Genomic DNA, 24,947 nt, shown 5'->3' on the forward strand with positions numbered 1-24,947 from the left:
TCAGGAATTCCGTCACAACAAAATGGATGGAATGGTTCGCCGTTTTCCGTGGAACGGTGAAACGCTCTAATCGGAGTCGCCAGGAAACGGCCGTGCCGGGGTGCCGCTATAAGCCCACAGCCATTCTTTGGGCAGAGGTCCCTTGTTGCGGTCGCTCTCCTGTGATTGCTCCCAGGCATGCGCCAGTATGCCTACCGAGCGCGACAGCACGAAGAGGCCGCGCGTCAGTGGCGGCGGGAAGCCAAGCTCGCCATAGATGACGGCCGTGGCGCCATCGATGTTGAGCGGGATCGTCTTGCCCTTGCGTGTCGCCACCTCCGCCTCGATCGCCTCGGCAATGTCGGCAAAGCGCCCGCTGACGACGCCGCGACCGGCGAAGTCGCGCGTCAGTTCGATGAGGCGTGGCGCCCGCGGATCGATCGGGTGGAAGCGATGCCCGAGGCCGGGCACGTAGCCCTTTTCCTCGGCGAAGAACCGGTCGAGCCGCGCACTCACCGCTTCGGCGAGGCTCGCGCCACCATCGATTGCGGCGGCGATGTTGCCATAGAAGGAAAGCGCCTGCTCGCCGGCCCCGCCATGCACGTCCCCCAGCACATTGATGGCGGAGGCCATGGCGTTGTTGATGCCGACGCCGCAGGTCGCCGCCATGCGCGCGATCGCGATCGACGGCGCCTGCGGGCCGTGGTCGACGGCGGCCCCGAGCGCGATGCCGAGCAGCGCCGCCTGATCGTCGCCCGGCAATTCGCCGCGCAGCATAAGCCAGATCATCGCCGGAAAGCTGACCCGGCCGATCAGATCCTGGATCTGGTAGCCGCGCAGCCGGATCACGCCGGGCTGCATCTCGATGATGCCGGTCCGCCACCACTCCTCGCCGCGGTCGCGGCCGGTCTTTTTGTCCGCGCTCATGCCCGCGCCCTCCCCTTGCCGCGCGCCGGCAAGCTGGCGAACACGTCGTCCATATGCGCGCCAAGACGTGGCGGAGGGCCGGCTGGCACGGGAGCCGCACCGTCGACCATAAAGCCGCCGCGCACCACCGTGAGCGGGTTGTCCATTCCCGGTATCTCCTGGAAGCGCGTCGTCATGCGGCGCTCGATGACCTGGCGTTCCTGCAGCACTTGCGGGATCGTCAGCACCCGCCCGGCCGGCACGCCGGCGCGGTTGAGCTTTTCTTCCCAGACCGCCGCAGGAGCGCCGGCAAGCGCGTCCTCGATGAGCGGCTTCAGCGCTGCCCGGTTCCCTTTGCGCGTCTCGCGTTCGGCGAAGCGCGGATCCGAAGCCAAGTCTGGGCGGCCGATCAAGCCGCAAAGGATCACGAACTGCTCCTGCTTGTTGGCGGCGATGTTGAGCAGGCCCTCGCCGGTGCGGAACGCGCCGGAGGGCGCGGCCGTCATGTTCTCGTTGCCCATGGCTTGAGGCTGGACGCCCGCCGTCAGATAGTTCGACACCGGCCATCCCAAGGCCGACAGCGTGCATTCGAGCATCGACACGTCGAGGAAGGCGCCTTCGCCGCTGGTCTTCTGCCGCACCAGCGCCGCAGCGATGGCGAAGGCCCCGACCAGTCCGCCCAGCGTGTCGGCGACCGGATAGCCAACGCGCAGGGGCGCCGTTTCCGGCGTGCCGGTGATGCTCATGATCCCGGACAGCCCCTGGATGATCTGATCATAGGCTGGGTTGCCACGCATCGGGCCGGTCTGGCCGAAACCCGATATCGCGCAATAGACGAGGCTTGGCCTAACCTCCTTCAGCTTCTCGTGGCCGAGGCCGAGCCGATCCATCACGCCCGGCCGGAAATTCTCGACCAATGCGTCCGCCGTTGCGACCAGGTCGAGGAAGCGCTCGCGGTCGGCCTCCTGCTTCAGGTCGAGCACCACCGATCGTTTGCCGGCGTTCTGCGCCAGGAAGGATGCACCCATGCCGGCTTTGTTGAGCTCCGGCGAGGCGCCAAGCTGGCGCGCGAGATCGCCGCCCGGCGGCGCCTCGACCTTGATGACGTCGGCGCCGAGCAGCGCCAGCTGGTAGGCGCAGTAAGGACCTGCCAGCACATTGGTGAGGTCGAGGACGCGTATGCCTGAAAGCAGGTCTGTCATGATGCTCCAGATCGGTCAGGCATCGCCCGGCACATGCTCTGGTCCGCGCGTGCGCCGGCGTTCGATCCAGGCCCAGATATGCGGGCCGACCAGACCGATGAAGGCGAGCGTTAAAAGCGTCAGCGAGAGCGGGTGCCGGTAGAACACCGTCCAGTCGCCATTGGCGATCGTCATCGCCCGGCGGAACTGCGTCTCGGCGAGCGGCCCGAGGATCATGCCGATGATGACCGGCGCCGTCGGAAAATCGAAGCGGCGCATCAGGAAGCCCGCCGCGCCCAGCAGATAGAGGATGATGAGATCGATCGGCGACTGCGAGATGCCGTAGGTGCCGACGGTGGCGAACACCAGAATGCCGGCATAGAGCTGCGGCGCCGGGATCTTGAGCAATCGTACCCACAGGCCGATCAGCGGCAGGTTGAGGATGACGAGGATGACGTTGGCGATGAAGAGACTGGCGATGAGGCCCCAGACGAGATTGGCCTGCGTCGTCAACAGCAGCGGTCCGGGATTGATGCCGTAGCTCTGGAAGGCCGACAGCATGATCGCCGCCGTTGCCGAGGTCGGGAGGCCAAGCGTCAGCATCGGCACCAGCACGCCGGCAGCCGACGCGTTGTTGGCAGCCTCCGGCCCGGCGACGCCTTCGATGGCGCCGACCGTGCCGAACTCCTCCTTGTGCTTGGAAAGCTTCTTTTCGATGGCATAGGACAGGAAGGTCGGGATCTCGGCCCCGCCGGCGGGCAGGGCGCCGATCGGGAAGCCGATTGCCGCGCCCCTGAGCCACGGCTTCCACGAGCGCGCCCATTCGGAAGCAGTCATGTAGAGCGAGCCCCTCAGCGGCACGATCTCGTCCTTCCCGGCATAGCGGCGCGAGGCCACGTAGAGAGTCTCGCCGACCGCAAAGAGGCCGACCGCGACGATGATGACGTCGACGCCGTCGAGCAACTCGCCCATGCCGAAGGTGAAGCGCGGCTGCCCGGTCTGCAGGTCGACGCCGATCATGCCGATGACGAAGCCGACGAACAGGCTGGTAAGCCCACGCACAGAGGACGAGCCGAGCACCGCCGAAACGGTGATGAAGGCGAGCACCATCAGCGAGAAATATTCCGCCGGCCCGAAAGCCAGCGCCAGCTTGACCACGATCGGCGCCAGGAAGGCGACGCCCAGCGTGCCGAGGGTCCCGGCGACGAACGAGCCGATCGCGGAAGTCGCGAGCGCCGCGCCGCCGCGGCCCGAACGCGCCATCCGGTTGCCCTCGAGCGCGGTGACGATGGTGGCGCTTTCGCCCGGTGTATTGAGCAGGATCGACGTCGTCGAGCCGCCATACATGGCCCCGTAATAGATGCCGGCAAACAGGATGAAGGAAGCTTCCGGCGCCACCTGGTAGGTGATCGGCAAAAGCAGCGCGATGGTCAGCGCCGGCCCGAGCCCGGGCAGCACGCCGATCGCGGTTCCGAGCGTCGTGCCGAGCAGGCACCACAAGAGATTGGTCGGCGTGAAGGCGACCGCAAATCCGTGCGCGAGATAACCGAGCGTGTCCATCGTCCTCAGCCCCTTCCCATGCCGACGAAGGCGCTGATCAACGCGTTGAGCTGGTCCTCGATCAGGCCGGCCCCGATGTTGACGCCGAGCGCTCTGGCGAATCCGAAATAGGCCGCCAGCGCCAACATCAGGCCGAGCAGCGCATCGCGCAGCGGATGCCGGCTGCCGAAGCCGAAGCAGACCAGCACGAACATGATCACCGAGGCGGCTGTGAAGCCGAGCGGCTGGATCAGCACGAGATTGGCAACGAGCCCCGCGACTACGAAACCCATCGCCTTCCAGTCGGTCGGCGTCTCCTTTTCCTCGTCCGGCTGCCAGCCGCCACGCAGGGCGGCGACGATGAGCAGCAGCGACAGGATCACCATGCCGGCCATGGTCATGTAGGGGAAGACCTTCGGGCCGACCTTGGAATAGAGCGGCGAAACCGGGATCGCCAGGGTCTGCCAGGCAACGGCCCCGGCGCAGGCAAGAAGCCCGACGCCGATCAGCAATTCGGGTATGGCAAGGCGCGGCGGTGACGCCTGCTGGTCGCTGGTGCTCATGATCTCCTCCCCGGAAGCCGGCCTTCCACTGCCGGCTTCGCCGCAGTTTCATTGAACCGTCGCATGTCCGCTGTCTCGAAGAAGGCGATGCAGCCTCCTTCGAGATCAGGCAGGAGGCGATCAGGCGAGGCCGAGATCCTTGAGGATCGCGCCGATGCGGGTCGTGTCCTCGGCGACGAACTTGGCATAATCGTCGCCGGTCAGCAGAATCGGCGTCCAGTTGCGGTTCTTGCACTCGGTCGCCCAGGCCTCGCTCTTCGCCATGGTCTCGACCATCTTGATCATCGCCGCCTTGTCTTCGTCGGAAACGCCGGGGGGTGCGAAGACGCCGCGCCAGTTGAACAACTCGACATCGATGCCGGCCTCTTTCAATGTCGGCGCGTCGATGCCTTCCTGGCGCTTGTCCGACGAGATCGCGAGCAGCCGGAGCGCGCCCGCCTTCACCTGCTCGGAGAATTCGCCATAGCCGGAAATGCCGGCCGCGACCTGGTTGCCGAGCAGCGCCGACAGCGCCTCGCCGCCGCCGGCGAACGGCACATAGGACAGGTTGGCGGCAGGCACGCCGGCCGTCTTGGCGATCAGGCCGAAAAGGATGTGGTCGGAACCGCCGGCCGAACCGCCGGCCACCGGAACCTTCGTCGGATCCGCCTTCAGCGCCGCGACGAAATCATTAGCCGTCTTGAACGGCGAGCCTGCCGGCACCACCAGCGCCTCGAACTCGCCGGTGAGGCGCGCGATCGGCGTCACTTCGGTGAGATTGTTGGCGGCCTTGTTGGCGATGATGGCGCCAACCATGACCATGCCGGCAACCATCAGCGCGTTGCCCTTGCCCTTCCACTGGTTGACGAATTGCGGCAGGCCGACCGTGCCGCCGGCGCCGCCGACATTGGTGATCTGCGAGCCGGAGATCAGCTTTTCGGAGCGCAGCACCTGATCGATCGTGCGCGCGGTCTGGTCCCAGCCGCCGCCGGGGGCCGCCGGCACGAAAATTTGGATTTGCGGGGCGTCCTGCGCAAAGGCGGGTCCGAAATGCAAAGCCGCGAAGCCGGCGGCGGTGGTCGACAAGAATCTGCGTCTGTTCAGCATGGGATTCCTCCAAATCACGACACCTCCTCCGGTGCCTGCCAAGACGTGGCCTGAATTAAGACCCGCATTCGAGTTCAAGCATTTGTTACCGCGTTCTGTCAACGGGAATGCCATTCTGCTGGACAGAACGCATAGGATCGGACTAAATCCGCATGTCCAGGGTCATTCCCGGATGGGCGACCACGATGAAATCGTCACCGCAATGACAGACCTCCCTCCAAGCCAGGCTCCGGCTGACGGCGTTGCCGCGCTCGACCGGGCAATCGCCATCCTCGACGCGTTCACCATTGCCGACCGGTCGCTCGGCCTCGCCGAAATCGCGGCCCGAACCGGTCTCTACAAGAGCACGATCCTCAGATTGGCCAACTCGCTGATGCGCGGGCAATTGCTGGAGCGCCTGGAGGACGGACGCTATCGCATCGGACCGGCGACCTTCAGGCTGGGCGCGCTTTACCAGCGCTCGCTCGTGGCGATGGATATCCTGTTGCCGATCATGCGCGATCTATCCGAGCGGAGCTGGGAAAGCGTCGCCTTCTATGTCCGCTCGGGCGACGTGCGCACCTGTCTCTACCGAGTCGAGTCCAAGCACCCGATCCGTTACACGATACGGGAAGGTGACGTGCTGCCCTTGCTGGTTGGTTCCGGCGGCCGGGTGCTGGCCGCTTTCTCGGGAGAACAGGGCGAGCCTTACGAGACGATCCGGAAAACCTATAGTTACATTTCAATCGGTGACCGCGATCCGCAGACTGCCGGCATCTCCGCCCCTGTCTTCGGGCCGGGACGGACACTGCTCGGCGTGCTCACGCTCGCCGGTCCGAACACGCGGGTCGACGCGGCCTTCCTCACCCGCATGAAGCGGCCGCTGCTCGAAGCTGCCGCCCGCGCCACCCGCGCTTTTGGCGAAGATGCATCCATGCTGGATGCGGCAAGCCCCGACACGCCGCCGGAGCCCACAACGGATCCGGGTTTTGGCGAGCATCAAATCCGAGTTTCCGGCACGCAGCAGGCCAATGTCGCCGAACTTCGGGCAGGTGGACGCTCAAGCGACGGTTAGCTCTTGCCAATCGCGTCCCTTGGCACCAATCTCGGCTCGAAGGGCCGCTCATCGGGTGGATGGCGGCGCGATAGGTTTTGCCATGACCCGCGATCAGATGCTCGCCCATCTCCGATCCGCCGACGCCGCGGCGCGCGAGGCGGCGGCGCACGGTCATCATCCATTCGGTGCGGTGCTGGTCGGCCCCGACGACGCCATCCTCATGCGCCAAGGCAATATCGACACCGTCCATCACGCCGAAACCGAACTTGCGCGACGCGCGGCGACTGCCTATTCGCCGGAGTTTCTCTGGACCTGCACGCTCGTCTCAACCGGCGAGCCCTGCGCGATGTGCACCGGAACGCTCTACTGGGCCAATATCGGCCGGCTGGTCTACGGCTTCGAGGAGACCCAGCTTCTGGCGCTCACCGGCGATCACGCGGAGAATCCGACGATGAGCCTTTCTTCGCGCGCCGTGCTCGACTCCGGGCAGAAAAAGATCGAGGTGTTTGGCCCCTTCCCCGAAGTCGCGGACGAGCTGCTCGCACCACACCGCGAGTTCTGGAAGCGCTGACGCGGAAGCGGATGTTGGGGACGGGTCCGCAAGGATAGGGTGACCCAGTCCGCCCTAAGCTTCCGCCCTCTAGGCTCTGCTTGACTCACACATATCTCACTGGTTATACGTCAATCAATAGCTATTGAGTTATCGATCCAGATGACGAACGCACACGATATGCTGTTCCGGACGCTTGCCGATCCGACAAGGCGCGCCATCTTCGAGCGTCTGTGCCGGCAAGGCGAGCAGACGGTCGGCGCGCTGACGGCTGAGGCCGGTGTCTCGCAGCCGGCGGTGTCGAAACATCTCGGCCTGCTCAAGCAAGCCGGACTGGTGCGCGACCGCCACGAGGGTCGCCAGACCCATTACAGCGCACAGCTTGGCGCGCTGGCGCCGCTAATGGATTGGACTCGCGATATGGCCGGGTTCTGGGAGAGCCGGTTCGACGATCTCGAGGATCTGCTGCAGAGGATGGATCAATGAACGATATGCCGGCCGGAACGCGCTCCGTTGTCGTCGAGCGCGAGATTCCCTATCCGCCGGAAAAGATCTGGCGGGCACTGACCCAGCCGCATCTCATCGAGGAGTGGCTGATGAAGAACAACTTCAAGCCGGTCGTAGACCACCGTTTCGAACTGAGCGCGGACTGGGGCGGTGTCGAGTGCCAGGTCCAGACAGTCGAGCCAAACAAGACGCTTTGCTACACATGGGACACCAAGGATCTAGAGAGCGTCGTCACATGGACGCTGACCCGGACCGGCGCCGGCACTCGCCTGCGCATGGAGCAGACGGGCTTCCGAACTGACCAGGAGCCGTATTTCCGGGGCGCCACCGTTGGCTGGCCGAGGTTCTTTGCGGCCTTGGAGCAGGTGCTTTCGCGGATCGAGTGAGGACCTGCGGCAACCTCATCCAGATGACGCAGCTGGCACGCTGGTAGGCCCAGCGTTCATTGGTTCTTTCAGAGGAGGAAGCATTGGACTGGAGCAAGTGGATCAGGCAGTTGCATTGCTGGCTGTCGATCATCTTTACCGTGACCGTCATCGCCAACTTCGTCGCCATGGCATTGGGCGAGCCGCCGGCCTGGGTGGTCTATTCGCCGCTCCTGCCGCTTTTCCTGCTGTTGTTCAGCGGCCTCTACATGTTCGCGCTACCCTATGCCGCAAGGTGGCGCGGTGAGCCGGCGCGCGAGCGCGCCGGACCGGCCTGATGGCAAAAGCGAAATCGGCAAAGGTTGCAGCCAGGCCGTCGGGGGAAAAACCCGTCCTGCTTTCGGGCGGCAACCCGCAGATCGCCAAGGGGTATGGTGACGCTCCCGTGCAGGCCTATATCGCGGCGATGCCGGGCTGGAAGAGCGAGGTAGGCCGCCGGCTCGACCAACTTATCATGCAGGCCGTCCCCGACGTGCAGAAGGCCGTCAAATGGAACTCGCCGTTTTACGGCATGGACGGCGAAGGCTGGTTTCTCGGCATTCACTGTTTCACCAGATACGTCAAAGTGGCCTTCTTTCGCGGCATGTCGCTGAAGCCGGTGCCGCCCGGCGAATCCAAGAGCAAGGACACGCGCTATTTTCACATCCATGAGGACGACCAGCTCGACGAAGCGCAATTCGTCTCCTGGGTGAAACAGGCGAGTCAATTGCCTGGCGAACGAATGTAAGCGCATTATCGGTCAGTCACGGTCCGCCCGACGAGGCATCATGGCGATCCGTCTAGCGGGTGTTGAAGGAGGACACATATGGAGAAAGTCGGCGTGCAGGAAAGCAAGTCTCCTTCCGAGCTGATCGATGGCCGTATCGCGGACTTGGGCGATTGGCGGGGCGAGATGCTCGGCCGGCTGCGCGCCCTGATTAAGGATGCCGATCCGGACGTCACCGAGGAATGGAAGTGGCGCGGCGTGCCGGTCTGGGAGGACGCCGGAATGATCTGCACCGGCGAGACCTACAAGGCCGTCGTCAAGCTGACCTTCGCCAAGGGCGCGGCGCTGCCGGACCCCTCACGCCTCTTCAACTCCAGCCTCGAAGGCAACACAAGGCGCGCCATCGATTTTCGCGAAGGCGAGGAGATCGACCAGGAAGCGTTCAAGGCTCTCGTGCGAGCAGCGGTGGCCCTGAACAGGTCCAAGGCCAAACGCTGATCCCAGAAGCGCGTCAGCACCGGAGGCGGACGAACCCGGCGTTGCCCTCTAGGCTGCTGCCCCTCCGGCCCACCGCTCCAGCAGGATCGTCGGCTTGTCGTGATAGGTGGTCCGCAGGATTTCGCGATAGCCGTTCTTATCTGCGACCTTGAGCGAGGCGCCATTTTCGGGATCGATGATACAGACGGTCCTGGCTCGCCCGAACGCCTCGTCACCCCAGGCAACGATGCGCCCGACGACTTCGCTTGCAAGCCCCTGGCCATGCGCACCCGAAGCTAAAGCCCAGCCGGCTTCCGGCACGCCTTCGATCGAGGGCTCGATCTCGCGCTTCAGATCATGGAACCCGGCCTCGCCGAGGAAGCGGCCGGTCGCCTTGTCCTCGATCGCCCAGAACCCATAGCCAAGCAGCGACCACAGCCCGGCATGGCGCAGGAAGCGCATCCAGCTTTCCTCGCGGGTGCGCGGCTTGCCGCCGATGAAGCGGGTGACCCCCGGGTCCGCCCACATTGCGACATAGGTCTCGAAATCGTCGAGCCGATGCGGCCGCAGGACCGTCCGCGCCGTCTCGAGGATCGGCACACCGGCTTCCCTTGCAATGCTCATCGCAGTCCTCTCCTTTGAGCGGCAGCGCTTAGCAAACCTGCACGTTCGAACAAGGGCCAGGATCGCCCGGATCATCCTCCAGCGACGCAAGGACATGAGCGCCGTCATTGACGGCTGACATTCGGCGTGTGGGATTCTCGACAGGCGATGTTAGTCTTGGGACGAAGCTGATTCAGCGATATCGCGGCGCCGTCTGAACACGAGGAAAGATTTGGACACCACCGACCTTCTGCTGGCGATCGCCCATCATCTTCTTGTGTTCTCGCTGGCCGGCATCATTGGCGCCGAGTTCGTGCTGGTGCGCGGCGAGTTGGGTGCGACGACGCTCAAGCGCCTTGTCGGCATCGACCGCCACTACGGCATCATCGCCGCGCTGATCGTCATCATCGGCATCTGCCGGGTGTTCTTCGGCCTGAAAGGCTGGGAGTTCTACGTCTTCAACTGGGTGTTCTGGGCAAAGATGATGGCCTTCATCATCGTCGGCCTGCTGTCGATCATCCCGACCGTGCGCTTCATCTCCTGGAGCAGGCAGGCGAGCGGCAATCCATCCTTCTCGGTTCCGGCGGCGGAGCTCGCCTCGGTGAAGAACTATGTCCGCGCCGAGGGCTTCATCTTCCTGCTCATCCCGGTCTTTGCGGCGGCGATGGCGCGCGGCTACGGTTATTAGAATAGAACCGAGGAAGAGCAGGGATCGGGCAGCAACCGGCATCCGCCAACGTACCGTCGTCAGATGTCGACATCCCGCGATCCATCATCCGACCCAGATCTTTTCCATCCACCTTGCGGGTGATTTGTAGATAATCGCGGTTTGCCGTTTGAGTCCGATTGCAATCTGCTAGCCTGCACTAGTTGCTATTACATCACAGCCGCCGCCGAGAGGAATTTCGCGCGGTGGCTGGAGATTCATACTCTGGGAGGAAGTCACAATGAGAAAATTTGTTGCCGCTCTGGCTGCCGCAGTGGCCGTCACGCTTTATCCGTTCGCCGCGGGCGCGCAGACCTATCCGGAACGCACCATCACCGTGGTGGTGCCGTTCGCGGCCGGCGGCCCGACCGACACGGTCACACGCCTCATCGCCGAAGCCATGTCGAAGGATCTCGGCCAGCAGGTCATCGTCGAGAATGTCGGCGGTGCCGGCGGCACGCTGGGCGCAGGCCGCGTCGCGAAGGCTGACCCGGACGGTTATACGCTGCTCCTCCATCACATCGGCATGGCGACCAGCGCGACGCTGTACAGAAAGCTCGCATACGACACGCTCAACGCCTTCGAATATGTCGGCCTCGTCACCGAGGTGCCAATGACCGTCGTCGGCCGCAAGGACCTTGAGCCGACCGATCTGAAGGGACTGGTCGAGTACGCCAAGGCCAACAAGGACACTGTCACCGTCGCCAATGCCGGGATCGGTGCGGCCTCGCATTTGTGCGGCATGCTGTTCATGAGCGCCATCGGTACGCCGCTGGTCACCGTGCCCTACAAGGGCACCGGCCCGGCCATGACCGATCTTCTTGGCGGCCAGGTCGACATGATGTGCGACCAGACGACCAACACCACCAAGCAGATCCAGGGCGGCACGATCAAGGCCTATGCCGTCACCTCGCCGGAACGCCTCGATGTGCTGCCGGACGTCCCGACGACGACGGAAGGCGGCCTTCCCGAGGTGCAGGTCAGCATCTGGCACGGCCTCTACGCACCAAAGGGTACGCCGGCCGAGATCACCGGACGCCTGTCGAAATCGCTGCAGGTCGCGCTGAAGGATCAGAACGTCGCCGCCCGCTTCGCCGAACTCGGCACCAAGCCGTCGCCCGAAGCCGATGCGACACCGGCGGCGCTGAAGGCCAAGCTTGAAAGCGAGATCGGGCGCTGGAAGCCGATCATCGAAGCCGCCGGCCAGTACGCCGACTGAGGTTTTGGACGGGGCGCGATCGGCGCCCCGTTTTTGCTTCGGCCCCGTTTTGCGTTGCAACGGCGCGCCCGGGGTGCGCACCTGAGAGGAACGTGATGAAGCCCTTCGCAATCGACACGACCAACGGCATATGCGCCGCGCTGTTCATCGCCTTCGGCGCATTTTTCGCGCTGCAGTCGCTCGGCCTCGAAATCGGCAGCGCCTTCCGCATGGGACCGGGCTATTTCCCGCTGGTCCTGGCGATAGTGCTGCTTCTGCTCGGCGTTATCATCCTCGTCCAGGCTGTGCGCTTCGAGAGCGAGGCGATCGGCCACATTGCGTGGCGCGGCATGCTGCTCATCCTCCCCGCTCCGATCTTCTTCGGCCTGACGGTGCGCGGTCTCGGCTTCATCCCGTCTATCTTCCTGACGGCGCTGATCGCATCTTTTGCTAGCGCCCGCATGAAACCGCTGACCGCGCTCGTGTTGTCGGCCGGCCTGACGCTGTTTGCATCACTCGTCTTCAGCTACGCACTCGGCCTGCCGTTCCGACGCTTTGGCCCGTGGCTGCCATTGTGAGGAGACGACCATGGAGCTCCTCGCCAACTTGGTGCTCGGCTTTTCGACGGCGACATCGCTGGCAAATCTCGGTTTCTGTCTGATCGGCGTCCTTCTCGGCACGCTGATCGGCGTCCTGCCCGGCATCGGCGCCACCGCAACCATCGCCATGCTCTTGCCGATTACGTTCCAGATAGGCGACCCGGTTTCCTCTCTCATCATGCTCGCCGGCATCTATTACGGCGCGCAATATGGCGGCTCCACCACCGCCATTCTCATCAATATGCCCGGCGAATCCTCGTCAGCCGTCACCGCAATCGACGGCTACCAGATGGCCAAGAACGGCCGCGCCGGGGCGGCACTCGCGATCGCTGCGATAGGCTCGTTCTTTGCCGGCACGGTGTCGACCTTCCTGGTCGCCATCTTTGCTCCGCCGCTGACGGCGATGGCGCTGGAATTCGGCGCGGCCGAGTATTTTTCGCTGATGGTCGTCGGCCTCGTCTCGTCCGTCGCGCTCGCCCACGGCTCGATAGTCAAGGCGCTAGCCATGGTTGTGCTCGGCCTGCTGCTCGGCATTGTCGGCACCGACATCTATACAGGCACGCCGCGCTTCACGCTCGGCATCACGCAATATGCCGACGGGCTGAATTTCGTCGCGGTAGCGGTCGGCGTCTTCGGCGTCGCCGAGATCCTGCGCAACCTCGAGAACGAGCATGAGCGCTCCGTGCTGATCCGAAGAGTCTCCGGCCTCATGCCCACCGGCGAGGATTTTCGGCGCATGGCCGCGCCCATCGTGCGCGGAACGATCATTGGTTCGGCGCTCGGCATCCTGCCGGGAGGCGGCGCGATCCTTGCAGCCTTCGCCTCCTACACGGTCGAAAAGCGCGTATCGAAAAACCCGGGGGAATTCGGCAAGGGCGCCATCGAAGGCGTCGCCGGGCCGGAATCGGCCAACAATGCCGGCGCGCAGACCTCCTTCATCCCCATGCTGACGCTTGGCATTCCGGCCAATCCGGTAATGGCGCTGATGATCGGCGCGATGATCATCCAGGGCATCGTGCCCGGCCCCAATGTCGCGACCGAACAGCCGGAGCTGTTTTGGGGCATCATCGCCTCAATGTGGATCGGCAACCTGATGCTGATCGTCCTCAACCTGCCGCTGATAGGGCTTTGGGTGAAGCTCCTTACGATCCCATATTACGTGCTGTTTCCGATCATCATGGCGTTCTGCTCGATCGGCGTCTACAGCGTCAACACCAATGTTTACGACCTCTACGCCGTCGCCTTCTTTGGCTTGCTCGGCTACCTCCTGACCAAGCTGCGCTGCGAACCCGCGCCACTGCTGCTCGGCTTCGTGCTCGGCCCGTTGCTTGAGGAAAACTTGCGTCGCGCCATGATTCTGTCGCGCGGCGACCCGAGCACCTTCGTGACGAGACCGATCAGCGCCAGCCTGCTCTTCATCGCGCTCGCCGTGCTCGTCATCGTCTTCCTGCCCGCGGTCAAGAAGAAGCGTGAAGAGGTGTTTGTGGAGGAAAATTAAGTCATTGAATTTTCGTTGCGATTTTTGAATTCGGCGTTTTGACCGCAGGCGCCGTCGGCTGGCGCTATCCGCTACACTCTGCCTAGCTGACACCAATCGCTCGGTCCTCAGTTTCGTCGAGCGGCGCGAGCTCGATCAGCGGCGCCGGCAGGTCGGTGGTCTTTTCCTTGGACTTGCAGATATCGGCGATGACACAGGCCGGGCAGTCGGGCTTGCGCGCCTTGCAGACATAGCGGCCATGCAGGATCAGCCAGTGATGGGCGTGCCGCATGTATTCGGCGGGGATGACTTTTATCAGCCCCTGCTCAACCTGTTCCGGCGTTTTGCCGGGCGCCAATCCAATACGATTGCCGATGCGAAAGATATGCGTGTCCACCGCCATCGTGTGCTGGCCGAAGGCTACGTTGAGCACGACATTGGCGGTCTTGCGTCCCACGCCCGGCAGCTTGACCAGCTCGTCCCGATCTTCGGGCACGTTGCTGGCATAGTCGTCGATCAGTGCCTTCGAGAGCGCGACCACGTTCTTGGCCTTGTTGCGCCACAGGCCTATGGTGCGGATGTAGTCGCCGACCTTGGCCTCACCGAGCGCCAGCATCTTCTGCGGTGTATCGGCGACCGAAAACAGCGGCTTCGTTGCCTTGTTGACGCCGGCATCGGTCGCCTGCGCCGACAGCACCACCGCGATCAGCAGCGTGAAGGGATTGACATAGTCGAGCTCGCCCTTCGGCTCGGGCCGCTGCACGGAAAAACGCCGGAAGATCTCATGCACCTCGGCGGGCGTGTAGAGCGAGCGCAGCCCGCCCTTCCGGGACGGCGTCTTTGCTTTCGCACTGCCGCCTGAGGCGGAGGCTGACGGCTTTTTGACGAGGAAGGAGTTTTTGGACTTGGGCGGCGCCATTCCCTTCCTATAATATTTCCCTATGAGCGACACAAACGCCTCGTTCGAAGCCGACAAGCCATTCTTCCAGGCCCTGCTGACGCCGCATCGCTCCCTCGGTCGGACCGGCTTTCTGATATTGATGGGCGCGCTGATGTTCGGCTGGGCGATCACCGGCGCGATCTTCCTGGCACATGGCGCATGGCCGGTCTTCGGCTTCTTGGGGCTGGACGTGGTCGCCGTCTACATCGCCTTTCGCGTCAATTACCGGGCGGCCCGCGCCCGTGAGGAAATATCGGTCTCGCGCACCAGGCTTGACATCCGCAAAACGGCGCCGTCGGGCCGCTTCGAGGATCATCGTTTCAACCCGTTCTGGGCCCGCTTTTCGATCGCCCGCCATGCCGAGATCGGCATCACCAACATGGCCGTCGAGGCGCAAGGCGAAAGCGTTTCGATCGGGTCTTTCCTGGATCCCGGTTCCCGCGAAAGCTTTGCTGCTGCCTTTTCGCGCGCACTGGCGACCGCCAGGGCGCGTTGAACTGGCACGGCGCTCCGGCGCCTCGCCGTAGAGCGTCATCAGCAAGGTCTGCCTTACCCCGGTCAAATCTATCTTTTCGCCGGCTGTCATCGCCCTTCGGCTCGAAGCCTGCTCGATCTGGGTAGGGGCCGGAGGAAGGCAAGTTTCGGGTGGTGGCATTGCGCGGGAAGACCGATATTCGCGGCCGAGCAGATAGCCATGGGAGATATTGCCATGAACGCCCAGATGACCATGAATACCCGGATGGAACCGTCAGCGATCCTGCAGAACGACATCACGCCCGTGGGCAGTGACTACGAAATCGTGCGCCGCGCCATCGAGAAGATCAGCCTCGACTATCGCGACCAGCCCTCGCTGGAGGTTCTGGCCGAGGCGGTCGGCGAGACGCCGACGGGCCTGCAGAAACTGTTCACGCGCTGGGCCGGCCTGTCGCCTAAGGCCTTTCTGCAGGCGGTGACGCTCGACCATGCGCGCAGGCTGCTTGATTCCGGCATGCCGCTGCTCGAAACCTCGTTCGAGCTCGGCATGTCGGGCCCCGGCCGGCTGCACGACCTCTTCGTCACGCACGAAGCGATGTCACCCGGCGACTACAAGACCCGTGGCGCCGGCCTGACCATCCGCTACGGCTATCATATCTCGCCCTTCGGCATTGCGTTGATCATGGTCACCGATCGCGGGCTGGCCGGCCTGGCCTTCTGCGACGCCGGCGGCGAGCGGGCTGCCTTCGCCGATATGTCCGGCCGCTGGCCGAACGCAGCTTACGTCGAGGACATGTCGGCCACCCAGCCCTATGCCGCGCGCGTCTTCGATCCGACAAGATGGCGCGCCGACCAGCCGCTGCGTGTGGTGATGATCGGGACCGATTTCCAGCTGCGCGTCTGGGAGGCGCTGCTGCGCATTCCGATGGGCAGGGCCTGCACCTATTCCTCGATCGCGGCAAGCATCGGCGCGCCGAGCGCCAGCCGGGCGGTCGGTGCGGCGGTGGGCGCCAATCCGATGTCCTTCGTGGTTCCTTGCCATCGTGCGCTCGGCAAGTCCGGCGCCCTCACCGGCTACCACTGGGGACTGACGCGCAAGCGCGCCATCCTCGGCTGGGAGGCGGGACAAATGGCGTCCTGAAACCTCGTTTTTTCCGCGCGCCATTGCGAAAAACCGTGGATCTGAATATAGGTAAGTATAACGAAACAATACATCCGAAATATCGGGAAATGCAACCGGAGGCAACCTCAGGTTTCGCCGGTTGTATTTTGAATTGTTTGCAGTCGTTATCTTGTTTAACTCTAAATTAACCACGATAAACGGATGATACCTCTGTATTGAGCCGAATTTTCCGGCTCGAAAGAGGGGTCTCACGAAGTTCTTTCGCGTCGCAATGGCCGCGAGCCTGCTGGCCGTCTGCACCGGCCAGACTGCATCGGCAGCCACCGGAAACGTCCTCTTCAACGGCACTATCACCGCTACCTGCACGGTCACGATCAACTCCAACGGCACGATGACCGTCAGCAGCAATCTTCAGTCGCTGAGCTCTCACAATGCCGGCGGTTCGGCCGGCAGCGCCCAGGTCGATACCACCGGCGGCGTCACGCTCAGCGTCGATCCGGTCACCATCACCACCGTCCCGGCCTCGGACACCACGGCCACGACATGGACCCCGACCTTTGCCACCTCCGGCGCGCAGACCATTGCCGAAACCGGCACAGCGACGGCGCTCACCGTACCGGGCACATCGACCGTCGCGGTCAATCTTGCCGGCACCAAGAGTGGCACGGACCGCTTCTCCGCCGGCAACTACCAGGCAACCGTGACGCTGCGCTGCGAATAGCCCTCTCGCGAAAGGAGCGGTCCTTGAGAACGATTGGAATGCTGGCGGCGGGGCTGATCGCCGTGCTGTCTCCCATTGCCGCGGAGAGCCAGTCGATGACGCCGATGCGGGGCGAGGTCAGGTCCTTCACCGATGCTTTCGCGGTCCGGGTTTTCCCCGGCAACCACTACGACCAGCGCATACGCGTCGAGATTCATGTCTATGACCAGGATTTTCGGCCGATCGACGCCAGGATCACGCCGAGCGCCTTCGTGCTGGCCAGCCAGGCGTCGCGCCCGGTTCTGGTGGTCGTCCCGTTCGACGGCGCGAACGAGCGTAAAGTGCGTATCTGTACCGAGAGTATCCCCTTTCCAAGCGAGCAGACGCAGATAAGGGCACAGATATGCGGAAAGTTCTTCGGGCATCGCAGGTTCTGACGCTTGCCCTGCTGCCCGCCTTGGCGGTCGCAAGTCAGGCGGAGGATATACTGAACCTGAACCAGAACCAGACGGGCTTCACCTTGCCCGGCGTCACCCTGCCCCAGGGCCAGGACGAGGTTCATGCTTCCGACGGCACGACCTGCCGCTCGGCCGTTCCCGGCAGCGGCGTCTATCTGGACGTCGGCGTCATCCGCGGCAACAGCAACAGCCAGTCGAACAGCGACCTCGCCACTTACGGCCGCGTGGTGGTCCCGATCGGGCGGACGCCGAAGCGCGTCGATTGCAGCCGCCTCTACGAACTCGAGGTCGAGCGCCTGCAGCTTGAATTGAAGCTGCTCAAGATGGGTCTCGGCGCCGACGGCCAGACGGGAAGCGTGGCTGCTCCCAATCCCGCGACCGCCTCCGCCGCCGCATCGACTGGATGGGCTAACGAGGGCTGGAGCATCAGAGGCACAACCGGCAATGACAAGAAAAAGAAAAAGAAATAGCCGCGCGCTGATCGCCGCGGTGGCTGCGCTTGCAAGCTTCTCGCTCCCGGCTTCGGCGGCGATCATCGGCACTTGCACCATCATGATCGGCGCCTCGGGAACGATGAAATCGAACCCCGCCATCAATATCTTCGGCTCCAGGCAGGCGGGCGGGTCGAGCGCCGGCGCCACCATCACCGCGAATGCGACGCTATGCACGATCCTCAACCTGCTCGACTGCTATTCCGTCTCGGCACCGGCGCCGATTGTCTTCACGTCCGCGCCGAGCGGCGGCGACACCGACGTCACCTTCGCCACCGTCTTCCGCCTCGATGGCTCAGGCGCGGACATCCCGGGCAGTTCGCCGCAGCGGGTGACCAACGGCACTCACACCATCCAGGTCGATCTCACGGCCACGAAATCGCCGGGCATCTTCCCGGCCGGCAACTACCAGGGCACGGTGACGGTGCGCTGCGAATGATGCTGTGGGCCGGTGCGGCGCACAACCGGCTTGATCTGGCAATAGACGGTCTTTGCGGCTAGCCTCCCGCGCAAGCAACTGCGTAAATGCAAGGACTTGCGGCATCGGCCTTCGATCGAAGGCTCGCCCGCTCGTGCAGGAGACGTTTCTTGATCATCATCGTGGGCTCGATCAACCTCGACCTGATCGCCAATGTCGACCGTTTGCCTGAACCCGGCGAGACGGTCCGCGGCTCCGGCTTTGCCACCGCTCCCGGCGGCAAAGGCGCCAACCAGGCGCTGGCCGCGGCCCGCGCAGGCGCTGAGGTGCGCATGGTCGGCGCCGTCGGCAAGGACAGCTTTGCCGCCGAAGCGCTGGCGCTGCTGAAGGCTGGCGGTGTCGATCTTTCCGGCGTCGGCGAGAGCTTCGCCTCCACCGGCACAGCGCTCATCCTGGTCGGTGCCGACGGCGAGAATGTGATCGCCGTCGTGCCGGGCGCTAACGATTCTGTACTGCCCGGCGACATCGCGAAGGCGTATCTGAAGAAGGGCGATGTCGTGCTTTTGCAGCACGAGATCCCGCTGCCCACGGTCGAAGCGGCGCTTGATGCAACCCGCGCGGCGGGTGCCGTCAGCGTGCTCAACACCGCGCCTTTCCGCCCCGAGGCGGCCGGCTTTCTCGGCAAGGCCGACTACGCCGTCGCCAACGAGACCGAGTTCGACCTCTATGGCGAGGCGCTGGTGCTCACCGGCCGCGACCGGGAGGCGCGGATGCGCGACTATGCCGAAAAGACAGGCCGCGCCATCGTCGTGACGCTCGGCGGCGACGGCGTGCTGGCTGCCACTCCCGACCATTTCATCACCGTCCCGGCACTGAAGATAACTCCGGTCGACACGGTCGGCGCGGGCGACACCTTTTGCGGCTATTTGGGCGCCGGCCTGTCGTCCGGCCTCTCGCTCGAACAGGCGCTCACGCGCGCCGCGGCGGCAGGCTCGCTCGCATGCTTGAAGCCGGGTGCGCAGCCGGCGATTCCGCTGGCGAAGGATGTCGACGCGGCCTTGGCCGCGCGGTGACGGCGATGCGCCCGTCGACGAAACACGCCGTGCCGCCGGCAAGCGACATCTGTCGCTTGTCCGCCGTAGAACTTACCGACACGATCAGGCAGCGCCGTCTGTCGGCGCGCGAGGTCGTCAGCGCCTTTCTCGACCGCATCGATGCTGTGAACCCGCTGGTCAACGCCATCGTGTCGCTGCGCGAGCGCGCCGATATCCTGGCGGAAGCCGACGGGGCGGACGCCCATGTGGCACGGGGCGCCGCGGCCGGATCGCTGTTCGGCCTGCCGATCGCCATCAAGGACCTGGCCCTGACCAAGGGCTTAAGAACAACCTTCGGCTCGCCGATCTTCGCCGATTTCGTCCCGCAAGAGGACGATTTCTTCGTCGAGCGCCTGCGCAAGGCCGGCGCCATCATCATCGGCAAGACCAATGTTCCGGAATTCGGGCTGGGCTCCAACACCTACAATCCGGTCTTCGGTCCGACGCTCAATGCCTTCGATCCGACGCTCACCGCCGGCGGCTCGAGCGGCGGCGCTGCGGTGGCGCTGGCGCTCGACATGGTGCCGGTCGCCGACGGCAGCGATTTCGGCGGCTCGCTGCGCAATCCGGCGGCCTACAACAACGTCTATGGCTTCCGCCCCTCGCAAGGGCTGGTGCCGGCCGGCCCCGACATCGATGTCTTCTACGGCCAGATGGGCGTCGAAGGGCCGATGGGCCGGAATGTGCGCGACATCGCGCTGCTGCTCGATGAGCAGGCCGGCTATCATCCGCGGGCGCCATTGTCGCATGACAAGCAGGGCTCGTTTCTCGAAGGCCTTCGGGAGAAAGCCACCGGCGGCCGCATCGCCTGGCTCGGCGATTTCGGCGGCCATCTGCCGATGGAGCCAGGCATTCTCGACCTGTGCGAGGCCGCCCTTGCCCGCTTCGCGGACGCCGCGTTCCACAGCGAAACGCTGGTGCCGGATGTCGATTTCGAGGCGCTCTGGCAGGCTTTTGTCACCTTGCGCCAGGCGAGCAGCGGCTGCGGACTGAAGGCGCATTATGACGATCCGGAAAAGCGCAGGCTGCTGAAGCCGGAGGCCATTTGGGAAGTTGAGCAGGCGATGCGCCTTACCGCGCCCCAGGTCCATGCCGCCTCGGTCCGGCGCACCTCATGGCACCGCACGCTGCTGTCGCTGTTCGAGCGCTTCGACCTCATCGTGCTACCGACCGCCCAGGTCTTCCCCTTCGAGGTCTCGACGCATTGGCCGCGCGAGATCGTCGGACGGCCGATGGACAGCTATCACCGCTGGATGCAGGTCTCCGCCTTTGCCACGCTCGGCGGTTGTCCGGCGCTCAACGTGCCGGTCGGCTTCGACGGCAAGGGCCGGCCGATGGGAATGCAGTTGATCGGCCAGCCGCGCGGCGACCTGGCGGTCCTCCAGGCCGGCGCCGCCTATGAGGCGACGCTGCCCTGGCCGGCGGGGGCTGCCTGACGGGCTCAACCGGCTGGCGCGCTTGCGCCCGCGTCAACTCCGTGCATTGATCGCGCTCCGCGCCTGTCGGCGCGATCCTGTTCGAGGGAAAACATGTCGCTGGAACTCTACGCCGCCTATGTCGTCGCCTGCATCGTCATCGTCCTGGTACCCGGGCCGACGGTCACGCTGATCATCGCCAACAGCATCCGCCATGGCTCGCGCGCCGGGCTTGCCAATGTCGCCGGCACCCAGGCCGGGCTCGCCATCATGATCGCGATCGTGGGCATCGGCCTCAACACGCTGATCGCCGGCATGGGTCACTGGTTCGAATGGGTGCGGCTGATCGGTGCGGCTTACCTCATCTGGATGGGTGTGCAGATGCTCCGCGCCAAGGGAGCCCTGAACCCCGATGGATCGGCCAAGAAACCGCGCGGCGGCTTCTTCCTGCAAGGTTTCCTGGTGGCGATTTCCAATCCGAAGACGCTTGTCTTCTTCGGCGCCTTCTTCCCGCAGTTCATCGCGCCACAAGGCAATTACACGCTGCAGATCGTGGTCATGGGCCTGACCGCGATGGTCTTCGCCGCCATGTCGGATTCGACCTACGCGCTTGCCGCCGGCCGCGCCGGGCGCATGCTCTCGGCCAGCCGCGTTAAGCTGATGTCGCGGATCAGCGGCAGCTTCCTGGTCGGCGGCGGGCTCTGGCTGGCGTTCTCCAAGGCGAAATGAGAGCGAATACTCTGATCGCAATTATTTTTGACGCCTATTGAATAATTGTGCTTGGCAGCACAATTCTTCAGGATGAACAAGTCAAACGTTTCCTTCCGGAATCGCTTGCTTATTTGGCAATATGAGTACAGCGACGCCGTGATCGGCGTCGCTTTCTTCTGCTTCTTTGCCCTGGCGGCGGGGGCTACACTCGTACAGCTGCAGAATAGTCCTGTCGTGGCGACGCAACGCGTGACAGGCGTAGTTGAACATGTCAGCTTAGCGCCTATCAATCCGAAAGCCGCCGTCGGTCGCGGGATCTACTACATCTACGACGTTCGCCTCCGAGACGACAATGCGCTGGTCTTGGTAGGTGGCGACGTAGGGACCCCTGACCCTATCGGCTCGGTTGTTCCCATTGAGCGACAGCACCACAAGCACGGCGCCGACACCTATCGGTTGCTCAACGGGTGACGACGTGTGCTCGCTTGGCTGCTTTGACGGTCAGTTGAGCCGCCCCAGCCGCTCCACCAGCAGCGCGAAGAACGCATCGTGGTCGATGTCGCGCATCACCATGGCGTTCTTCTCGTGCTTGGTGACGCCCCACCAGTCGATCACCGTCATGCCCATCGTGAGCTCGGAGCTGGTCTCCACGCTGACATTGCAGCGGCGGCCCTTGAACAGCTCCGGCTTGATGAGATAGGCGATCACGCACGGATCGTGCAGCGGCCCGCCGTCGGTACCGTATTTCTCCTCATCGAAGCGCTCGAAGAACTCCAGCATCTCGGCGGTTGCGGTGCCGACCTTGGTGCCGAGCTGGCGGAAGGCCTGGATGCGCTTGGCCGAGGTCAGTGCCTTGTGGGTGACGTCGAGCGGCATCATCACGATCGGAACGCCCGACTTGAACACCAAATCCGCCGCCTGCGGGTCGACGTAGATGTTGAATTCGGCGGCAGGCGTGACGTTGCCACCCTCGAAAAAGCCGCCGCCCATCAGCACGATCTCCTTGATACGCGGCGCGATCCGCGGCTCGCGGATCAGCGCCAGCGCGATATTGGTGAGCGGCCCGAGTGGGCACAACGTGATCGTGCCCGCTTCCTCGCGCATCAGCGTCTCGACAATGAAATCGACCGCGTATTGCTCCTGCAGCGGCATGGTCGGTTCGGGCAGCTGGGGTCCATTGAGGCCGGTCTTGCCATGCACGTCCTCGGCGGTGACGAGCTCGCGCGCCAGCGGGCGGATGGCGCCGGCATAGACCTTGACGTCGGGCCGGCCGCCGAGCTCGCAGATCTTGCGCGCATTCTTCTCCGTGAGCTTAAGCGGCACGTTGCCGGCAACGGCGGTGATGCCGACGACCTCCAGCTCGGCGCTGCCGAGCGCCAGCAATATGGCGACGGCATCGTCCTGGCCGGGATCCGTGTCGATGATGATCTTTCGTGACTGGGGCATTTCAATTCCTTTGGGGAGTCTTTTTGGGCGGGGTTTTGACGGCTTGAACTTGATCGCGCGGCGGACCATATCAAGACCATCGGGAAAAATGCCATCCGGGTTTTTCCGGTTTGTGTCGCTCTTAAGAGGACAGTGTAACAATGAGTCGAATGACGCCCTTCTCCAGCCCGCTTCTTCTGGGCTTCGACGCCATGGAAAAGACGCTCGAACGTCTGGCGAAGTCGGGCGACAGCTACCCTCCGTATAACATCGAGCGTCTGGGCGCCTCGGACGGCAAGGCCGAAAGGCTGCGCATCACGCTTGCCGTGGCGGGTTTCGCAGAGAACGACCTCGATGTCACCACCGAGGAAAACCAGCTGATCGTGCGCGGCCGTCAGACCGACGACACCGAGCGCGAGTTCCTCCACCGCGGCATCGCCGCACGCCAGTTCCAGCGCTGCTTCGTGCTGGCCGACGGCATGCGGGTGGTCGGCGCGGAATTGAAGAACGGCCTTTTGTCGATCGATCTCGACCGTCCGGAGGCCGAGCGGCTGGTACGGAAAATAAACATATCGGTGAAAGACTGATCTTTGCCGATGGCTCTAATGCGGGACGGCCGGAAGTGGCGTCCTTGCGCCAAGGAGGCTTGTAATGACCAGAATTGACGAAACCCTGACCATGACCAGCGGCGAATTCGCCCATCTCGGCGAAGGTTCGGTCGCATATCTGAGGAAAATATCGAGCGACGATTTGCGCGGCCGCTTCCCCGGCCTCGGCGAAATCGCGCCCGGGCTGGAACTGTGGGCGCTGTTTGCCGCCAACGGTCAGCCGATCCTGCTTTCCGATGCCCGTGACCGGGCCCTGGCGGGTGCGCTGGAGAACGACCTGACCACGGTCGCCATCCACTGACCCCAACCACTATTTGAATTTGGGGTCGTTGCCTGAATTGGAAAGGGCCGCTCCCGGCGGCCCCTCAAGGTTATATCCCAAAAACCGGGTTTATCCAAAGACAGCTTCACCCAAACTTCAGGCCGCGTGCGAGGCTTGAGTGTCCGACAGCAGCGCGTGGATCGCCACTGCGTCGCGCGTCCCCCTGATCTTGGCCACCGTATCGCCATCGCGCAGCACGCGCGCGATACGCGACAGCGCCTTAAGATGGTCGGCGCCGGCGCCTTCGGGCGCAAGCAGCAGAAACACCAGGTCGACCGGCTGGTCGTCGAGCGCCTCGAAATCGACCGGCGCCTCCAGCCGGGCAAACACGCCTGCGATCCGCTTGACCCCTGCGAGCTTGCCATGCGGAATGGCGATGCCGTTGCCGACGCCGGTGGAGCCCAGCCGCTCACGCTGCAGGATGGTGTCGAACACTTCCCGCTCCGGAATGCCTGAAATCGCCGCCGCCCTCTCCGACAGCAATTGCAGAAGCTGTTTTTTGGAATTCGCCTTCAACGCCGGCATGATAGCCGGGACGCTGATGAGATCGCTGAGATCCATGCCTGAAAAATCCCTTGCTCGCCTACCGCGCCGGTCGTCCCCCTCGCGCGGCCGGCTTTCTTATCCCTGCGCGACTTTGGTGGTCGACGGATCGATCCAGCCGATGTTTCCATCCGGCCGGCGGTAGACAATATTGACGTGGTCGTTTCCGGCGTTGCGGAAGACGAAAACCGGGCTGTCCTTGGTATCGAGTTCGATGACGGCAGACGCCACCGACATGGTGCGAAGCGTCACGGTCGATTCGGCGACGATGGCCGGAGCGAAGTTCTCCGGGATTTCCTCTTCGTCGTCGGCGAGCGGCTCCATCACGGCGTAGGCGATGTCGGTGGATTCGCCGTTGCCGTTGCTGGAATTGTGCGACTTCAGCCGGCGCTTGTAGCGCCTGAGCCGCGTTTCGAGGCGATCGGCGGCCGCCTCGAAGGCAAGCGTGGGATCCTGGGCGTCCCCGGTCGCCTGCAGCGAGGCGCCGGAATCGAGGCGGATCATGCAATCGGCCGAGAAGCGCGATCCCGCTTTGATGACCGTTACATGTCCTGAAAAACCCCGATCGAAATATTTTTCAATCGCTTCGTTGACACGATCGTTGATGCGCGTACGGAACGCATCGCCGATGTCCATGTGTTTTCCCGAAATGCGCAGATTCATCTGAAAACTGACCTTCCCTGCTCA

33 protein-coding genes are annotated in these 24,947 nt (G+C 63.9%); 23 read left to right on the forward strand and 10 right to left on the reverse strand.

Annotated features, from left to right (window positions below; genetic code table 11):
* Positions 1-66: 66 nt before the first annotated feature.
* The 5 genes from P9254_RS08125 to P9254_RS08145 form a co-directional block, all read right to left on the reverse strand.
* Positions 67-906, reverse strand: coding sequence for a citryl-CoA lyase (locus tag P9254_RS08125; protein ID WP_095800552.1), 840 nt, complete (start codon positions 904-906; stop codon positions 67-69).
* The gene (locus tag P9254_RS08130) at positions 903-2,087 is read right to left on the reverse strand and encodes a CaiB/BaiF CoA transferase family protein (protein WP_067318839.1); all 1,185 of its coding nucleotides are present in this window, start codon (positions 2,085-2,087) and stop codon (positions 903-905) included. Before P9254_RS08130 ends, P9254_RS08125 begins: the two co-directional genes overlap by 4 nt.
* 15 nt (positions 2,088-2,102) lie before the next feature.
* On the reverse strand, positions 2,103-3,626 hold the full coding sequence (locus P9254_RS08135; protein ID WP_067318840.1) for a tripartite tricarboxylate transporter permease: 1,524 nt from the start codon (positions 3,624-3,626) through the stop codon (positions 2,103-2,105).
* Positions 3,627-3,631: 5 nt separating this feature from the next.
* Positions 3,632-4,168, reverse strand: coding sequence for a tripartite tricarboxylate transporter TctB family protein (locus P9254_RS08140; RefSeq protein ID WP_278053132.1), 537 nt, complete (start codon positions 4,166-4,168; stop codon positions 3,632-3,634).
* A gap of 120 nt (positions 4,169-4,288) precedes the next feature.
* Positions 4,289-5,254, reverse strand: coding sequence for a Bug family tripartite tricarboxylate transporter substrate binding protein (locus P9254_RS08145; RefSeq protein WP_278053133.1), 966 nt, complete (start codon positions 5,252-5,254; stop codon positions 4,289-4,291).
* A 172-nt stretch (positions 5,255-5,426) separates the two neighbouring features.
* Between P9254_RS08145 and P9254_RS08150 the strand changes: the two genes are divergently transcribed.
* The 7 genes from P9254_RS08150 (at position 5,427) to P9254_RS08180 (ending at position 8,976) form a co-directional block, all read left to right on the forward strand.
* The gene (locus tag P9254_RS08150) at positions 5,427-6,308 is read left to right on the forward strand and encodes an IclR family transcriptional regulator (protein ID WP_442920302.1); all 882 of its coding nucleotides are present in this window, start codon (positions 5,427-5,429) and stop codon (positions 6,306-6,308) included.
* Between the two features lie 82 nt (positions 6,309-6,390).
* Entirely contained in the window at positions 6,391-6,861 is a 471-nt protein-coding gene (locus tag P9254_RS08155) for a nucleoside deaminase (RefSeq protein ID WP_067318844.1), read from the forward strand.
* 141 nt (positions 6,862-7,002) lie between these two features.
* A complete protein-coding gene (locus tag P9254_RS08160; protein ID WP_067003998.1) occupies positions 7,003-7,326 on the forward strand; it encodes an ArsR/SmtB family transcription factor in 324 nt (107 codons plus the stop codon).
* Positions 7,323-7,733: an SRPBCC family protein gene (locus P9254_RS08165; protein ID WP_127247036.1), complete on the forward strand. Its 411-nt coding sequence runs from the start codon at positions 7,323-7,325 to the stop codon at positions 7,731-7,733. The genes P9254_RS08160 and P9254_RS08165 overlap by 4 nt, the downstream gene beginning before the upstream one ends.
* Before the next feature lie 83 nt (positions 7,734-7,816).
* The gene (locus P9254_RS08170; protein WP_278053136.1) at positions 7,817-8,050 is read left to right on the forward strand and encodes a hypothetical protein; all 234 of its coding nucleotides are present in this window, start codon (positions 7,817-7,819) and stop codon (positions 8,048-8,050) included.
* Positions 8,050-8,499, forward strand: a complete 450-nt coding sequence (locus P9254_RS08175) for a DUF1801 domain-containing protein (RefSeq protein WP_127247037.1) — start codon at positions 8,050-8,052, stop codon at positions 8,497-8,499. The genes P9254_RS08170 and P9254_RS08175 overlap by 1 nt, the downstream gene beginning before the upstream one ends.
* 78 nt (positions 8,500-8,577) lie before the next feature.
* Complete coding sequence (locus P9254_RS08180) at positions 8,578-8,976, forward strand: DUF1801 domain-containing protein (RefSeq protein WP_278053138.1); 399 nt, start codon at positions 8,578-8,580, stop codon at positions 8,974-8,976.
* Positions 8,977-9,024: 48 nt separating this feature from the next.
* On the opposite strand, the gene P9254_RS08185 is transcribed toward P9254_RS08180, so the two are convergent.
* Positions 9,025-9,579 (reverse strand): GNAT family N-acetyltransferase, encoded by a 555-nt coding sequence (locus P9254_RS08185; protein WP_278053139.1) that lies wholly within the window; start codon positions 9,577-9,579, stop codon positions 9,025-9,027.
* Between the two features lie 211 nt (positions 9,580-9,790).
* On the opposite strand from P9254_RS08185, the gene P9254_RS08190 reads away from it, so the two are divergent.
* The 4 genes from P9254_RS08190 to P9254_RS08205 all read left to right on the forward strand — a co-directional run bounded on the left by P9254_RS08190 (position 9,791) and on the right by P9254_RS08205 (position 13,559).
* Positions 9,791-10,246: a DUF2214 family protein gene (locus P9254_RS08190; protein WP_278053140.1), complete on the forward strand. Its 456-nt coding sequence runs from the start codon at positions 9,791-9,793 to the stop codon at positions 10,244-10,246.
* 259 nt (positions 10,247-10,505) lie between these two features.
* Positions 10,506-11,483 carry a tripartite tricarboxylate transporter substrate-binding protein gene (locus P9254_RS08195; protein WP_278053141.1) on the forward strand — a complete coding sequence of 326 codons (978 nt, stop codon included), beginning with the start codon at positions 10,506-10,508 and terminating at the stop codon, positions 11,481-11,483.
* A gap of 95 nt (positions 11,484-11,578) precedes the next feature.
* The gene (locus P9254_RS08200; protein ID WP_067318859.1) at positions 11,579-12,040 is read left to right on the forward strand and encodes a tripartite tricarboxylate transporter TctB family protein; all 462 of its coding nucleotides are present in this window, start codon (positions 11,579-11,581) and stop codon (positions 12,038-12,040) included.
* Positions 12,041-12,050: 10 nt separating this feature from the next.
* Positions 12,051-13,559 carry a tripartite tricarboxylate transporter permease gene (locus P9254_RS08205; RefSeq protein WP_278053146.1) on the forward strand — a complete coding sequence of 503 codons (1,509 nt, stop codon included), beginning with the start codon at positions 12,051-12,053 and terminating at the stop codon, positions 13,557-13,559.
* Between the two features lie 82 nt (positions 13,560-13,641).
* Here P9254_RS08205 and nth read toward each other — a convergent pair whose 3' ends face one another.
* A complete protein-coding gene (nth, locus tag P9254_RS08210) occupies positions 13,642-14,457 on the reverse strand; it encodes an endonuclease III (protein ID WP_278053148.1) in 816 nt (271 codons plus the stop codon).
* Between the two features lie 22 nt (positions 14,458-14,479).
* On the opposite strand from nth, the gene P9254_RS08215 reads away from it, so the two are divergent.
* The 10 genes from P9254_RS08215 to P9254_RS08260 all read left to right on the forward strand — a co-directional run bounded on the left by P9254_RS08215 (position 14,480) and on the right by P9254_RS08260 (position 21,833).
* A complete protein-coding gene (locus tag P9254_RS08215) occupies positions 14,480-14,974 on the forward strand; it encodes a DUF2244 domain-containing protein (protein ID WP_095800560.1) in 495 nt (164 codons plus the stop codon).
* Between the two features lie 213 nt (positions 14,975-15,187).
* A complete protein-coding gene (locus tag P9254_RS08220; RefSeq protein ID WP_067004018.1) occupies positions 15,188-16,093 on the forward strand; it encodes a methylated-DNA--[protein]-cysteine S-methyltransferase in 906 nt (301 codons plus the stop codon).
* A gap of 253 nt (positions 16,094-16,346) precedes the next feature.
* Positions 16,347-16,796 (forward strand): hypothetical protein, encoded by a 450-nt coding sequence (locus P9254_RS08225; RefSeq protein WP_278053151.1) that lies wholly within the window; start codon positions 16,347-16,349, stop codon positions 16,794-16,796.
* Positions 16,797-16,834: 38 nt separating this feature from the next.
* Complete coding sequence (locus tag P9254_RS08230) at positions 16,835-17,212, forward strand: hypothetical protein (protein ID WP_278053563.1); 378 nt, start codon at positions 16,835-16,837, stop codon at positions 17,210-17,212.
* A complete protein-coding gene (locus tag P9254_RS08235; RefSeq protein ID WP_278053152.1) occupies positions 17,179-17,703 on the forward strand; it encodes a hypothetical protein in 525 nt (174 codons plus the stop codon). The genes P9254_RS08230 and P9254_RS08235 overlap by 34 nt, the downstream gene beginning before the upstream one ends.
* On the forward strand, positions 17,678-18,163 hold the full coding sequence (locus tag P9254_RS08240) for a hypothetical protein (RefSeq protein WP_278053154.1): 486 nt from the start codon (positions 17,678-17,680) through the stop codon (positions 18,161-18,163). The genes P9254_RS08235 and P9254_RS08240 overlap by 26 nt, the downstream gene beginning before the upstream one ends.
* A gap of 149 nt (positions 18,164-18,312) precedes the next feature.
* A complete protein-coding gene (locus P9254_RS08245) occupies positions 18,313-19,215 on the forward strand; it encodes a ribokinase (RefSeq protein WP_127247043.1) in 903 nt (300 codons plus the stop codon).
* Positions 19,216-19,220: 5 nt separating this feature from the next.
* Entirely contained in the window at positions 19,221-20,672 is a 1,452-nt protein-coding gene (locus tag P9254_RS08250; RefSeq protein ID WP_278053155.1) for an amidase, read from the forward strand.
* Positions 20,673-20,765: 93 nt separating this feature from the next.
* Positions 20,766-21,380 (forward strand): LysE family translocator, encoded by a 615-nt coding sequence (locus P9254_RS08255; RefSeq protein WP_095778737.1) that lies wholly within the window; start codon positions 20,766-20,768, stop codon positions 21,378-21,380.
* Between the two features lie 72 nt (positions 21,381-21,452).
* Entirely contained in the window at positions 21,453-21,833 is a 381-nt protein-coding gene (locus P9254_RS08260) for a hypothetical protein (RefSeq protein WP_278103876.1), read from the forward strand.
* A gap of 30 nt (positions 21,834-21,863) precedes the next feature.
* Here P9254_RS08260 and P9254_RS08265 read toward each other — a convergent pair whose 3' ends face one another.
* Positions 21,864-22,808 carry a nucleoside hydrolase gene (locus P9254_RS08265; protein WP_278053158.1) on the reverse strand — a complete coding sequence of 315 codons (945 nt, stop codon included), beginning with the start codon at positions 22,806-22,808 and terminating at the stop codon, positions 21,864-21,866.
* A gap of 140 nt (positions 22,809-22,948) precedes the next feature.
* On the opposite strand from P9254_RS08265, the gene P9254_RS08270 reads away from it, so the two are divergent.
* The gene (locus P9254_RS08270; protein ID WP_067004038.1) at positions 22,949-23,374 is read left to right on the forward strand and encodes an Hsp20 family protein; all 426 of its coding nucleotides are present in this window, start codon (positions 22,949-22,951) and stop codon (positions 23,372-23,374) included.
* 64 nt (positions 23,375-23,438) lie between these two features.
* Entirely contained in the window at positions 23,439-23,696 is a 258-nt protein-coding gene (locus P9254_RS08275; RefSeq protein ID WP_067318876.1) for a DUF1150 family protein, read from the forward strand.
* Between the two features lie 117 nt (positions 23,697-23,813).
* Here P9254_RS08275 and ptsN read toward each other — a convergent pair whose 3' ends face one another.
* Positions 23,814-24,278, reverse strand: a complete 465-nt coding sequence (ptsN, locus tag P9254_RS08280; RefSeq protein ID WP_067004043.1) for a PTS IIA-like nitrogen regulatory protein PtsN — start codon at positions 24,276-24,278, stop codon at positions 23,814-23,816.
* Positions 24,279-24,338: 60 nt separating this feature from the next.
* On the reverse strand, positions 24,339-24,923 hold the full coding sequence (hpf, locus tag P9254_RS08285; RefSeq protein WP_067004045.1) for a ribosome hibernation-promoting factor, HPF/YfiA family: 585 nt from the start codon (positions 24,921-24,923) through the stop codon (positions 24,339-24,341).
* Positions 24,924-24,947: the final 24 nt, after the last annotated feature.

Source organism: Mesorhizobium sp. WSM4983 (genome assembly GCF_029625765.1).
GTDB lineage: Bacteria > Pseudomonadota > Alphaproteobacteria > Rhizobiales > Rhizobiaceae > Mesorhizobium.